Raw genomic sequence first — 13,354 nt, 5'->3', positions numbered from 1 at the left:
TGAAGATCCTCCTTAGTTATGAGCGATTGGTTAGCACCTGCATCATAACGGAGGGTCTTTTTTTATGCAATAGATGAATTCTCATCTCACAGGAATAGCTCCTGCGGGAAAACGGACGAGACAAGACCCCGCAGCGAATGCGAGGAGGCTTGGCCGTTCGTCCGCCGGAAAGCGAAGCCGTTCCCCTCCCCATCTATCCATACACACATAGACAGAGCCTCAGTAGTTCCTATGTTAGAAAACAACAATCTTTGCGAAAAGAGCTATTAAAAAAAACGATCCCACTCAGGAATCGTTTTTACACTTTATCGATTATCAATTTTCTCCGGATACAAATCATGGTTCATCAGGCGATGGTCTGCCATCGTTTCATATTTCGTCCCTGGCTTTCCGTAGTTACAGTATGGATCGATGCTGATTCCTCCACGCGGGGTGAATTTCCCCCATACTTCGATATAACGGGGATCCATCAGTTGGATGAGATCGTTCATGATGATGTTCATGCAGTCTTCATGGAAATCACCATGATTACGGAAGCTGAACAGATAGAGCTTGAGAGATTTACTTTCCACCATCTTTTCACCAGGGATGTAGCTGATATAGATGGTGGCAAAATCCGGCTGACCTGTTTTCGGGCAGAGACTGGTGAATTCAGGACAGTTGAATTTCACAAAATAATCCCGGTTCGGATGCTTATTATCGAATGCTTCTAAGATGTGCGGAGCATACTCGAACAAGTAATTTGTCCCTTGATTCCCTAATAATGATAAATCTGTTAAATCTTCGTCTTTTCTTCCTGACATGTAAAAATCCTCCCCTTCAGAGTGCCTCGAATGAAGGAGGACATAGCATTAGCCTAAGAATCGACATAACAGGCAGGTAAATTGAAAAAATTGTTATATCCTGTTATGCTTAAAGGATAACATGTTTAAGAAAATCCCTTGTTAGATTCATAGAACCATAGTTTTTTATAGAGGGTTAATGCTATGAACCTCTCTCAGGTACGTGAGCGATAATTAGTGTTACAGAGGTTATATTAAATAAGAATTTTGGGAAAGTCAATCCAATTATAGATTGAAATTTGCAGCAGGAATTTCGATTCTATCTATGGAATATAGTAATTGGTATTTTTGCTGGGAGTGATGATGAATGAATCAGCTGGTCAAGGCTTTCACCAAGTCTATTCTCGCAGGAGACGTGCATTCATTACTGGAATTGCATTCGTCTTCCATCGATTCAAAAATAGATAATTTTACTTTTTACGAGAAAATCATTAAACCATCTATGTATAGAATTGGTGATCTATGGGAGAAAAATCAAATTACCGTTGCAGATGAACATTTAGCTACTGCAACCCTTAAATATTTACTTGCTACTGTTTTTACCCATCAAGAAGCTTTAGAAAACCAACCTAAAGCTCTTTTATTTTGTATTGAGGGTGAACATCACAGTTTGGGACTGGAGCTCGCGAACGAAGTATTCAAAGAAAAGCAATGGAGTACCCGTTACTTGGGAGCCAACGTCCCTGTCAAAGATGCGTTAACCTTCATTAGCGCCTGGAAACCCCATGCCATTGGAATATCCATTGGTATGACGACGGAACTGACCCGATTAAAAGAGTGCATCGAAGAAATCAGAGCGCATCATCAGGAGATTGACATTCTCGTCGGTGGCAGACTCGTCTCCCACTACTCTCTTGATTTCTTGGAAAAATCAAAGGTGGCAAGCTTTCATGACTTGTTGGAACTCAATAAGTATCTCACCGATATGTCCAACGGGCTTGTTTCCTTGAAGGGCTAACTCCTTAATCACCTGCAGCCGGCAATATGAGGTTCTGGTATTCGTACCATTCGTCTTGATTTGCGAGACGCAGCAGTGACGTCCGGAACCTTTCTCTAAGGAGTGATCATGTGGAAAATCTACACTTATGCCCTATTCCATATCTATTGCTGGATAGGCAGTTTAACTTAATAGATGCTTCAAATACCGGCTATGATTTCCTGATGCCCGGCGAAAATTTCATGTCCATCGTGGAAGAAGAAAGTTCACCAAAGTTCGCCCGGATCATTCATAAACATCCAAAAGGCGAAATGGAACTGAATCTAAAGAAAAACGATACCTTTGAGCTATTCGATATCTCCTTTCAGTTTTCAGATGTTCAGCAGTATTATCATGTCGTCCTTATTGCCAAGGATCATCAATACAAAAAAGTCTCCGAGCAGATGAACGGCTTGTTCGACTTGATGGGTAATCCCGCTTATTCGAGGAAAGAACCGAACCTCACAGAAGCACTGGCGAAAATTTCTTCTCTTTTTTTAAAGCTTTCCAATACATCTGATTGGAATCGGCAAGAAGTTATGGATAAAATAAAAGAGATAGAACATCACATTCAACAAAATGTGAAATAACTATACGTAATAGGAGAGACGATATGACTTTATTAACGAACATACTTGAGTACAACCAGCAATTTGTAGAAGAACAATCGTATGAAGAGTACCGGACCACCAAGTTCCCGGACAAACGCTTAGTGATTCTTACCTGTATGGACACTCGTTTAGTAGAGCTGCTCCCTAAATCCATGAACATGAAAAACGGAGATGTAAAAGTCGTCAAAAATGCAGGTGCCATTGTAAGCCATCCATTCGGAAGCATCATGCGCAGCCTGCTCGTGGCAGTCTACGAACTGCAGGCGGACGAAGTTATTGTCATCGGTCACCACGACTGCGGCATGAGCGCCATCAACAGCGACAGTATCCTTGATAAAATGAAGGATCGCGGCATTTCGGAAGAAACACTCGACACCGTCAACTACTCCGGAATCGATCTCCACGACTGGCTGAAAGGCTTCAGCTCCGTACAGGAAAGCGTCGCCCACAGCGTCGACATGATCAAGAACCATCCATTGATGGACAAAAAGATCCCTGTTCACGGCCTTGTCATCAGTCCTGAAACCGGAAAACTTGATTTGGTAGTCGAAGGGTACTAAGAAAGGCGGAGGCGGCTTGGTCAGAGGCGACAAGCATAAGATGAATGGGCCGAGAAGGCGGCTCTTGGCCTTCTTGGACCATTTAGCTTATGACCTCGAGCCTCTAGCCGCCGGAGCTGGACAATAAGGCACTGGGGCGACAGCATAAGGCGAGTAACCCGGAAAGGCGCTCTTTGCCTTTTTGGGTTACTTGACTTATGACCTCGAGCCTCTAGCCGCCGGAGCTGGACATGTAGAAAGGCGGAGGCGGCTTGGTCAGGCCCGACAAGCATAACTTCTTAAAAAACCATGAAGGCGAATTCGCCTTCATGGTTTTTTTATATCCCTTGGAGGGACGGACCTCGAAAAACGGCAGCATTCAGGTGAAAAACACTGTCATATCAAGCTTTTTAACATTAAATCAGAGGTCCGTCCCCCCTCTTAATCCCTTCAATTCCTTAAGGATCGGCATGTTTTCCATTTCGTCTTCGGTTACGTGTTCCCATTGGATGCCTTCTGGTTTTGGATAGGGGCTGTTGGTTTCCGTGATTCCTTCTTCTGTGATGATCCAGTCGACTGCAAGGTCATAGGAATCTCTTGGAATGTCGTCCCCTACCAGCTGTTCACTGTTTATCGTAGTGATGACCGGCACCGGTTTGTTTCCGATTTCCCGCAGGATGGCATACTCCCGGTCGGCGTACCCCTCCCCTTTTCCCAGCCTTCTTCCATCGGGGTGAATGGCAACGGAACCAACCACGATGAGGTCAATACCTGGAATATCTGTCAAAGGCACCACTTTCCCGTATGTATTCATATGCTTGATGCTCGCTGCCTTCCTTTCCTCTCCAGCTGGAACAGAATCAGGCTTGATCATGACAAATCCATCCTTCAATCTTGGTGTCGGAATAAGCAGCGTTTTACCGTCCTTTAGAATTGCTGTCCGGAGCGGCAGCTGAGGGGCATCGGGATTCACTTTCACCACACTCGCCGTCTTATAGATGTCCATATTCTGCACAAATGATGCAGCTTTCTCCGCCCCTTTGAAATTCGGGATCCTTCCCACTAATGGAAAAGGAAACCGGCCCAATTTCTTTTCTGTCAGCGCACTCCATACTTTATGTCTGATTTCATCTTTCACACTCATACTTTTTTCTCCCCTTTTTTCAAAAAAAAAAAACTGGAAACAGGTACTATTTTACTATACAATGAAATCTGTTCAAAATTACCTAATATGGAGGTGAATAACATGTCGATTTATGGATTATTGGTTCTGGTCCATGTGATTGCAGCGGTCGCCGGCCTTGGCGCAAGCTTCTCGATGCCTGTCGTGATGAGAACACCTGAAACGTCACATCAGGCGAAATTCTCTTTAGATCTCAGTAAAAAAATCGAGACCTTTGCAAAAGTGGGCAGTATTGTACTACTCATTACCGGTCTGATTATGGGTATCATCAACCCATATCTATTCAAAACCGGCTGGTACATTGCTTCCATCGTGATTTATATCGGTGTCCAGTTCATCGTTGCCGGTATCATGCCGAAAAAGGTAAAGCAGATGGCCGAAATCATCCACAGCCACGAAGGTGAAGATGTCCCTGAATCTTACGGGAAAATCAACTCAGAATTAAAACCATACAACATCATTCTACATAGTTCCGCTATTATTCTTATTATCTTAATGTCCATCAAACCGTTTTAATCTGAGTCTCCGGCCTGCTTATATTGCAGGCTGGTTTTTTTATGTAAAGTCGTTGAATTTACTTTTACCATTATTTGTATTTTTACGCATAAACCCTTATAAATGACGCAATTCTGTAAAAAATGACGCAATAAATTTTAAAATGACGCAATTATCCAAAAAATGACGCAATAACTTTTAAAAACGACGAATTTATCCCTCTTTGAGCCTCCCGTCCAGTCTGATTCTCCCCCCAAACTCGTCTAATCACCACTCCTGACCATGACAAACTGAACCTCACCGTCATGTTCTTCCCCATCCTTCATAAAATAGTGTATGGAAGGAGGAATTGGATGAAGGTAATCCGTGCTCGCCTTTCAGACCTGGAAGGCCTTGTGGAACTTTTTAATGATTATCGCATTTTTTATCATCAGAAGTCGGATTCCCTTGGAGCGAGGCAGTATCTTGAAGAACGACTATCACATGATGAATCAGTGATCTTTGTCGCCATTCACGATGATGAATATGCAGGGTTCACCCAGCTGTACCCTTCTTTCTCCTCCGTTTATATGGAACGGATCTGGAAGCTGAATGACCTTTATGTTTCCAAAAAGGTTCGCAGACTTGGTGCCGGCCAGCTGTTACTGGATGCTGCGAAGGAACATGCGGTGCAAACCAGTGCAAAGTCGCTTATTCTGGAAACTGACCGGGACAATGTTCAGGCACAGGCATTGTATGAGAAGAATGGTTATGTAAAGGAAGAAGCGGTTTATCATTATACCCTTCCACTGAGCTAAAAAATCAACAAAAAAGAACCGGGGGATAACAAAACCCAACCCGGTTCTTTCGTCTATGCAGTTGCTTCTTTAGATGAAATATTACCCATTTTTTCTTTGTGTGGTGTTTTAATTCGTGGTACAGGAATGAAATAACTGCTCAATGGAACGTACTGAATAAGACGGATCAACCCTACACAAATTAATAATACTGCGACAAATGTTAGTGGCAGATACACCATCTTCCACGTCGAAGAAGGTAAATAAAATTTCATCAAGTGAAGAACAAAGGGATGGACCAGATAAATCCCCATTGAATACTTTCCTAATAACGTCAGAGGCTTTTTCAAAACACTCCACTTAGAAAGTAAAGGATACATCCCAATAGTCGCAATACTTAATAGAGGTATATTGAATAAATTACTTGGTCTCCTATTGGTAAGGTCTCCATTGATTGTATACTCTATTATTGCTCCTGCCGTGAGGAGTAATGTCAAGGTTAACATCGTCCAGGGGAAGTCAGTTGCAAAATCTCTGATATCTTCCCAGAAGAATGCCAACAACCCACCGAATGAAAAATAGAAAATCCATAAAGGCATGAACGATTTACTTGCCATAAAGTTGCCGATGAATCCATCAATTCCGGGATCAAAACCTATCATTTGATAACTGATAAAGAAGGAGATAACGGTTAAAACAACCAATCCCGTTTTAGTTCTGAAAACTTTTTGCAGAATAGGAAAGATAAAATAAAATTGAACAATGATGGCAATAAAATATAGATGATAGAAGTGACCGCCTGTAAAGATCTTTACAATCTCCGTTTTTATTGCTCCAATCTGTTGGTTATCAAAATAGTAGAGTAAGAAACGATAAACCAAGCTCCATAATATTAATGGCATAATAATTTTGGATATTCTGGAAGTAACAAATTTACTAAAGGAATACGTGTTTCTTTTTACTTGATAGAATAAGAGAAACCCGGCTATCACAACAAATATAGGCGTTCCAAAACGTCCTACTTGGTTTAGAAAGTATGAAAACCAATTAAACGTATTATCATTCATTGAGTAATAAGTAGCTGATACGTGGACTCCCAATACAGCTAAACAAGCAAATGCTCTTAAAAAATGTATTTCAAAAAGATATTTCTTCTTTTTTGTTGACACGGTCTCTCTCCTTTCTTTCTGTCGATATCATAGGTAATTGTAATAGAATCAAGCATGAAAATCCCTGAGCGAACTTAAAAAGCAACTTTAGTTCTAAATTCATTTCGGATACTTTCATCCCACCAACCGCTTAAGAAATCGTCTGAAGCAGGATAATACCTAATTAAATAAGAATTGCTATATTTTCACATTCATAAAAATAAGTACAATGACTTATAAGTTATATTAGACATTTTTCAACAAATAGCGACCAATATCAACATCAACTTAATTGAATTAGAGGAGATAAATGGATACAAAGCATTATTTACCCTAATAAAAAGACCGCTTGAACAATTCAAGCAGTCCATCTTATATCCAAGACCCCCTGCACCGGCCCCTCACACATCGACTCCCCTGGCATTTCATCTTCGTCTGCAGCTGCATGTATTGATAAAAGAGGAAAGCATGCCTTCCCTTCCGTGTATGCGGGTCGATTTCGCCCTCCAATTTCTTCATGAACATCCGATCACACTCACATGTCGGGCCATACCGGTCATAGCAAAGGTCATGGGCTTTGCAGGCGGCGTCCACCGAATTGACGGGTGCCCCCGGTCCGCTGCATTCCGGGCCGCACCACTTGTATTCAGGGAAAATACATAGTTTCGGTCTGTCGTTATTTCTCATCGTATTCTTCCTCTCCATTCACGATCTGCACATTTGTACGTTTTATTTCTCACCAAAAGGGAAATTCACCTTATGAAAGAAAATTACAATACTATACTGTATGTGATCGCAAGAGGTCGGGTTTGTCCTAACGCCTATTTGACAAGTAAGAAAACACTTAGGAGGAATGAATAATGGCTTTTCAATTAAAAGATAAGGTACCAAATTTCACGCTACCCGCAGTTTCTGGTGAAACCTTCTCGTTTGAGGATCATCAGAAGGAACACCAAAGCTGGCATCTCATCGTGTTCTTCCGCGGATCATGGTGTCCGGTATGTCAGGAAGAGTTAAGGGAGCTTCAAGCGAACAAAGAGGATTTCGAGAAACATAATGTTCACTTATTGACGATTTCAAGTGATAAGATGGCCGATTTACAGGAGTTCGCCAATAAAGAAGATCTGACTTTCCCTGTTCTGGCCGACGAAAAATTAGAGGCGATCAAAGCCTATGATGTCTTCTATCATGGCGAGGATGCCCCTTATGAAGATCACGGACAGCATGGAGAACCGGCCTATTTCCTTGTGAACGAAAAAGGACAAGCCATGTATCAACAACGTCAAACGAGTCCATTCGGGCGTCCACATGCCAATGAACTTCGTAAAATCGTGAAATATATCCAAAAGAATGTGAAGTAAGAAACAAAGCCGGGTTGACGGAGGAGTCAATCCGGCTTTTTCATGTCAGGGCACGCTCCAGGCTGTTCCGGGCTTCCATCACTGTATGAGGCTGCCTTTCATGGTAGCCGTAAAGAAGTAACACCACGTTCGTATAAACCGCTTTGAATCGGGCGTAGTCCAATTCTTCCTCCCCAACCTCTCCATACTCTTTTAAAAATTGAATCCTCCCTTTAGGAGTGAGAAAGCTGTAGATTAGGTTTAAATCAATGGCACGGTGACCAAGATGGACATCCCCCCAATCCAGGATCCCTGACAGGACGCCCCCATCGTCCACCACAATGTTTTTAAAGTGAAGGTCACCATGTACCAATATGGTTTCTTCAGGCAAAGACTTACTTGGTAGATTATGAAGATACTTCTCTAATTTATCCATTTGATGAAATAAATTGAGATCCTTGATCTCTTCTTTGTTTTTTTCCAATACGGGATGCCGCTTTTCAACATCCAACCGAGACAGCTCGTCATAAGGAACCCCTCGTTTTCCTGCTTCCTCCACACTCGTACCGTGAAGCTTTTTAAGAAACCGGGCCAATGCAATGGCAGACTCACCCTCTCTCTCAACAGAGGCTGCCTGTGACGGAATGGTGCCATCCACAAAACGATAACCGAGAAATGGCCATTTGTACTGAGACGAAGGCTTGCCATAATAAATCGGAACCGGAATCTGAAGGCCCAGGCTACTCTCTTCAATGAGTGGCAATAGCTTTCCTTCCGTTTCCAAAAGCCTTACAGCGATCTCTCTCCTCGGAAACCGGAATACCCAATCGTTGTTTACGTTCATGACCGTATTGTCAAAACCATAATCCATGATTTTGATGTCAGCAGGGATCAAATCCGGAAACTGGGACTCGATCAGCTTTTTTGCCTGACAAGTGGTGACAGCTACTTCTGCATCCCAAAGATGCGCCACATTACCACACCTTTCTCAAGTGTTATTCTTTGTAGAATCTAAACTGATTGTGATAAGTTTCAATTAATCGGAAAATATGATCATAGCCAAATATCAAGGAGGAATTGTTATGTTACCTGAAAAACAACAACAAATTCAATTAGTCTCCCGTCCTGAAGGAATGCCTGTAAAAGAAGATTTCCTTTATAAAGAAATCGATGTGCCTCAGCCTTCAAATGGGGAAGTGCTTGTCAAGACGATTTACCTTTCCGTAGACCCTTATATGCGCGGGAGAATGTCTGATGCCAAATCATATGTTGAGCCTTTCAAGCTAAACGAGGCATTGGCCGGCGGAGTGGTAGGAGAGATCGTGGAATCAAAATCTGCACACTTCCAAAAAGGGGACTTCGTAGTCGGCATGCTTCCTTGGCAGGAATATTCCGTTGCGAAAGAGAAAGAGGTCCGCACCATTGATCCGGATGTGGCACCGATTTCCACATACTTAAGCATCCTTGGAATGACAGGACTTACAGCGTATTTCGGACTCATGGACATCGGTCAGCCGAAAGAAGGAGAAACCGTCGTCGTGTCCGGTGCTGCAGGTGCAGTCGGCTCAGTCGTCGGGCAAATTGCGAAGATCCAAGGTGCCCGTGTCGTCGGGATTGCAGGATCTGATGAAAAAGTCAGCTACCTGACAGATACTCTCGGATTTGACGAAGGAATCAACTATAAAACAACAGACAACATCTATAAAACGTTAAAAGAAGCATGTCCAAACGGCATCGACGTGTACTTTGAAAATGTCGGTGGTGAAATCGGTGACGCTGCCCTTAGTTTACTAAATAAACATGCACGTATACCAGTGTGTGGGGCTATTTCTTCTTATAACAAAACAGATCGTGACCTTGGACCACGTGTACAATCAAGATTGATCAAATCAAGCGCACTCATGAAAGGCTTTGTCGTCAATGACTACAACGACCGCTTCAAAGAAGGCGCAACAGAGCTAGGCCAGTGGCTTTCACAAGGAAAACTTCAATACGAAGAAACCATCACAGAAGGCCTCGACAACGTAACCGACGCCTTCCTCGGACTCTTCCAAGGAAAAAACATCGGCAAACAACTCGTCAAAATCGCCGACCCATCTAAATAAGCCCTTTTGAGGGACGGACCTCCATATTCACACCCAAAACCCTGATACAACAACATTCAGGTACGTGTGAAGGGTGTCCGTCCCTCTTCTTTTGCACATCCCAATGTTTACTCCTCCCCATTGGACGGGAAAAGAAAGAGATATGTGAGAAAACAGTTCTTAGAGGAGGAAATATAGTGGAGAAGTACCAGATGTATGTGAATGGTGAGTTTGTTGATAGTACGTCGAAGGAGACGTGGGATGTGATCAATCCGGCGAATGAGGAGACGATTTCATCTATTCCTCTTGGTACGGAAGACGATGTGAACCACGCAGTGGATGTTGCCCATACGGCTTTCCTTTCGTGGAGCAAGGTTCCTTCCAAGGAACGGGCTTCATATTTATATAAAATTGCTGATAAGCTGGAGGAGCGCCGGGATCAATTCGTTCAGATGCTGACAGATGAAAACGGGAAGACCCTTGCAGCTTCCGAGGGAGAAGTCGATCTTGCCATCGAGTATTTCCGCTACATGGCAGGCTGGGCACTTCGCTACGAAGGAGAGATCCTTGAGAGTGAGCGTTCGAACGAGAACATACTCGTCTATAAGAAGCCGATCGGTGTCGTCTCGGGTATCGTTCCATGGAACTTCCCGATGTTCATCTTGGCCAGAAAAGTGGCACCTGCACTTGTGACAGGATGTACAATCGTTCTGAAACCAAGCCAGTACACACCGAATACTGCGTGTGAGTTTGCTAAAATCATAGATGAAGTGAAGCTGCCTAAAGGGGTCTTCAATCTGGTGACAGGAAAAGGTTCGGATATCGGGAACCCAATGTCCAGCCACCCCAAAGTACGAATGGTGTCCATGACAGGAAGCTACCCGGCAGGTTCAAAAGTAATGGAGGCAGCATCCAAATCCATTACAAAAGTAAACCTGGAGCTGGGCGGGAAAGCACCGGCTATCGTCACCAAGCATGCCAATATTGACCTTGCCGTCGAAAAGATCAAAACGTCCAGGATCACAAACTCCGGCCAGGCGTGTACGAACGCGGAACGCGTCTATGTGCATGAGGATGTGGCTGAAGAATTCATCCAAAAGATGACCGACGCAATGAAGAATACAACCGTCGGAGATCCGACAAATCGTGATAACGATATCGGGCCACTCGTCAATAAAGACCGCCTCGAGACCGTGACGGAAATGGTCAACACCGCTGTCGAAAACGGAGCCAGAGTTCTTACGGGCGGGAAACCGGTTAACGTGGAAAAAGGCTTTTATTATGAACCTACCATCCTTGTCGATGTGAAGCAGGACATGGACATCATCCAGGAAGAAATCTTCGGACCGGTATTGCCGATCATGACGTACAAGGATTTTGATGAAGTGATCGAGCTTGCCAATGATACGGAGTATGGTCTTTCGTCTTCGATTTTCAGCGAGAACCTGCATGAGATCATGAGAGCCGCAAACGAGCTTCGATACGGGGAAACCTTCGTCAACCGTGAAAACTTCGAAGCCATCAATGGATTCCATGCCGGTCGTGGTCAATCTGGAATCGGTGGAGCAGACGGGAAACACGGCCTGAATGAGTACCTTGAAACACATGTTGTCTATCTCGAGTATGATGAAAACTACAAGGGTTAACAGAACGAAAAGCCTGACCTTATCCTGGGTCAGGCTTTTTATTATGATACATTTCCCCAACAAAAAAAGCCCTGCAATTCAGGACTTTTTAATAAACAGTATATGAAACACTTAAGAGATAATAAAGAAATTCGCTAACGCAATTAATAATAGAATGATAGCAACACCGGAACTCATCCAAAGAATATCGTTAAAATCCATTTTTAAATCAGCCATTTTATCTTTACTTAGCAACGCACTTCACTCCCTTGAAGATTTTCAATGAAACCGATGACTTTAAAGAGGGACAGGTCCATTTTAGGATTGGTCGATGTAGAGCAGTTCGAGCACTCTATCTGATTTACATTCATTGTCGAACGGAACTCATTCGAGCAACGCGTACACTCCAGAATATGTAAATCTTTTGTCTTGCCTTGCCGATCAAATTGAATGCGCTCTCTTCCCTGGTTAATATAGCTCATGTTATTCTCTCCCGTCGATTGTTATTTAGTACATATTTACCCGGTGTAAAGAACATAAAACATGATTTATCTGATTTCTTGGAGAAAAAATGGATTGAGGAACATTGCAGCTTTTTACTCACTGACCACGATCGAATTCCCTTTTTTTACAAAATTATGTTTAAACACCTCCTCCACCGTTTATATGAAAAGTAACGATTCGATAAGGAGGAGTTCCATGTCTTTAAGGAAAACCATAAGTGTGTTGGAAAATTTATACTTGCAGAAGCCGGACAAGTTATTGACAATCTATTTGAATACCGACCGCAGCGATCCTGACCAGCAGGGTGGTGAGTGGAAGATCGCCCTCAAGAATGGGTTCAACCGACTCGAAGAATATCTTGAAAGCGCACCGGAAGAAAAAGAAAGGCTCCAAACCATCCGTCCGAAAGTGGAAAACTACGTTCATAGCCTGGAACGAGAGCTTCCACGGAGTTTCATCATTTTCGCTTCAGCGGATAGTGGGATCTGGGAAACGTTTGAAATTCAGGTGCCTGTGGAAACGAATTTCTACTGGGAGGAGAATCCTCATCTTGACCAATTGAAGACTCTCCACAAAGAGCATCCTTATACGGGTCTAGTGCTTCTTCAACAAAATCAAATCAAAATTCTCACTTCTGCGTTCGGGGAAATTCAATCCAGCGAGTTCATGGAATTCGATCTGGAAACCGATGACTGGCGTAAGCATGAAGGACCGCATCATGCAGATGTCAGCATGGGAAGCGGCGGGGGAAAAGCCAACCAGCAGGAGGAATACGAAAACCGCTTGAAAGCCAATCAACAGCGATGGTGGAAAAGTCTCGGCAGCATCCTCGACAAAAAAGCAGCCGATGAAAAATGGGAACGAATCATTCTCGTCGGGGACAAGGAAGAAGCCGCCGTATTGGAAGAGAGCATGAATAAAGAAGTTCATGAAACCATCGGAAAAAACTTATTGAATGAGAATGAGCATAAAGTTGTGGAGAAAATACTGGCATAACCTTAGTGTCCACCGTCCTTTATCCGGGCGGTGGATTTTTGCGGGAGAGGGATATCTGCCGTTTTCGAGATTTACATGCCAATTTTCAGGTTTATCTGCCTTTCTTTGTTATTATCTGCCTAATCCACGTTATATCTGCCATTCTACAGATTTCGACACCCCCTCACTTCAATGGGAATCAAAAACAAATCCTTCAAAACAGGCACATACCACACTCCCCCTCATACACTGAGAT

Annotated in this window: 15 protein-coding genes; 9 read left to right on the top strand and 6 right to left on the bottom strand. The window is 43.3% G+C overall.

Going from position 1 to position 13,354, the window contains the following annotated elements; all coding sequences use genetic code 11:
- Positions 1-305 precede the first annotated feature (305 nt).
- A complete protein-coding gene (queF, locus tag V8G47_RS11815) occupies positions 306-803 on the bottom strand; it encodes a preQ(1) synthase (RefSeq protein WP_336200287.1) in 498 nt (165 codons plus the stop codon).
- A 346-nt stretch (positions 804-1,149) separates the two neighbouring features.
- On the opposite strand from queF, the gene V8G47_RS11810 reads away from it, so the two are divergent.
- The 3 genes from V8G47_RS11810 to V8G47_RS11800 all read left to right on the top strand — a co-directional run bounded on the left by V8G47_RS11810 (position 1,150) and on the right by V8G47_RS11800 (position 2,989).
- A complete protein-coding gene (locus V8G47_RS11810; RefSeq protein ID WP_336200286.1) occupies positions 1,150-1,800 on the top strand; it encodes a cobalamin B12-binding domain-containing protein in 651 nt (216 codons plus the stop codon).
- Between the two features lie 110 nt (positions 1,801-1,910).
- Positions 1,911-2,408 carry a hypothetical protein gene (locus tag V8G47_RS11805; protein WP_336200285.1) on the top strand — a complete coding sequence of 166 codons (498 nt, stop codon included), beginning with the start codon at positions 1,911-1,913 and terminating at the stop codon, positions 2,406-2,408.
- A 23-nt stretch (positions 2,409-2,431) separates the two neighbouring features.
- On the top strand, positions 2,432-2,989 hold the full coding sequence (locus tag V8G47_RS11800) for a beta-class carbonic anhydrase (RefSeq protein ID WP_336200284.1): 558 nt from the start codon (positions 2,432-2,434) through the stop codon (positions 2,987-2,989).
- 400 nt (positions 2,990-3,389) lie between these two features.
- On the opposite strand, the gene V8G47_RS11795 is transcribed toward V8G47_RS11800, so the two are convergent.
- Positions 3,390-4,112, bottom strand: a complete 723-nt coding sequence (locus V8G47_RS11795) for a 5-formyltetrahydrofolate cyclo-ligase (RefSeq protein ID WP_336200283.1) — start codon at positions 4,110-4,112, stop codon at positions 3,390-3,392.
- Positions 4,113-4,214: 102 nt separating this feature from the next.
- Here V8G47_RS11795 and V8G47_RS11790 point away from each other — a divergent pair, with 102 nt between their 5' ends.
- Positions 4,215-4,667 carry a DUF2269 family protein gene (locus V8G47_RS11790; protein ID WP_336200282.1) on the top strand — a complete coding sequence of 151 codons (453 nt, stop codon included), beginning with the start codon at positions 4,215-4,217 and terminating at the stop codon, positions 4,665-4,667.
- 332 nt (positions 4,668-4,999) lie between these two features.
- Complete coding sequence (locus tag V8G47_RS11785; protein WP_336200281.1) at positions 5,000-5,443, top strand: GNAT family N-acetyltransferase; 444 nt, start codon at positions 5,000-5,002, stop codon at positions 5,441-5,443.
- 53 nt (positions 5,444-5,496) lie between these two features.
- Here V8G47_RS11785 and V8G47_RS11780 read toward each other — a convergent pair whose 3' ends face one another.
- Together V8G47_RS11780 and V8G47_RS11775 are read right to left on the bottom strand one after the other, a co-directional pair.
- On the bottom strand, positions 5,497-6,591 hold the full coding sequence (locus V8G47_RS11780) for an acyltransferase (protein ID WP_336200280.1): 1,095 nt from the start codon (positions 6,589-6,591) through the stop codon (positions 5,497-5,499).
- Between the two features lie 351 nt (positions 6,592-6,942).
- Positions 6,943-7,257, bottom strand: a complete 315-nt coding sequence (locus V8G47_RS11775; RefSeq protein ID WP_336200279.1) for a phospholipase — start codon at positions 7,255-7,257, stop codon at positions 6,943-6,945.
- 170 nt (positions 7,258-7,427) lie between these two features.
- Between V8G47_RS11775 and V8G47_RS11770 the strand changes: the two genes are divergently transcribed.
- Positions 7,428-7,931: a peroxiredoxin family protein gene (locus tag V8G47_RS11770; protein ID WP_336200293.1), complete on the top strand. Its 504-nt coding sequence runs from the start codon at positions 7,428-7,430 to the stop codon at positions 7,929-7,931.
- A gap of 40 nt (positions 7,932-7,971) precedes the next feature.
- Here V8G47_RS11770 and V8G47_RS11765 read toward each other — a convergent pair whose 3' ends face one another.
- Positions 7,972-8,883, bottom strand: a complete 912-nt coding sequence (locus tag V8G47_RS11765; RefSeq protein WP_336200278.1) for a phosphotransferase — start codon at positions 8,881-8,883, stop codon at positions 7,972-7,974.
- A gap of 109 nt (positions 8,884-8,992) precedes the next feature.
- On the opposite strand from V8G47_RS11765, the gene V8G47_RS11760 reads away from it, so the two are divergent.
- Positions 8,993-10,015, top strand: a complete 1,023-nt coding sequence (locus V8G47_RS11760; protein ID WP_336200277.1) for an NADP-dependent oxidoreductase — start codon at positions 8,993-8,995, stop codon at positions 10,013-10,015.
- A gap of 176 nt (positions 10,016-10,191) precedes the next feature.
- Positions 10,192-11,640 carry an aldehyde dehydrogenase gene (gene aldA, locus V8G47_RS11755; protein ID WP_336200276.1) on the top strand — a complete coding sequence of 483 codons (1,449 nt, stop codon included), beginning with the start codon at positions 10,192-10,194 and terminating at the stop codon, positions 11,638-11,640.
- A gap of 227 nt (positions 11,641-11,867) precedes the next feature.
- Here aldA and V8G47_RS11750 read toward each other — a convergent pair whose 3' ends face one another.
- Positions 11,868-12,101 carry a hypothetical protein gene (locus V8G47_RS11750; RefSeq protein ID WP_336200275.1) on the bottom strand — a complete coding sequence of 78 codons (234 nt, stop codon included), beginning with the start codon at positions 12,099-12,101 and terminating at the stop codon, positions 11,868-11,870.
- 217 nt (positions 12,102-12,318) lie between these two features.
- On the opposite strand from V8G47_RS11750, the gene V8G47_RS11745 reads away from it, so the two are divergent.
- Entirely contained in the window at positions 12,319-13,119 is an 801-nt protein-coding gene (locus tag V8G47_RS11745; RefSeq protein ID WP_336200274.1) for a VLRF1 family aeRF1-type release factor, read from the top strand.
- The last annotated feature ends 235 nt before the right edge of the window (positions 13,120-13,354 follow it).

It is taken from the genome of Rossellomorea sp. LJF3 (genome assembly GCF_037046045.1).
Classification (GTDB): domain Bacteria; phylum Bacillota; class Bacilli; order Bacillales; family Bacillaceae_B; genus Rossellomorea.
This window is presented reverse-complemented; position numbering and strand designations above follow the sequence as displayed.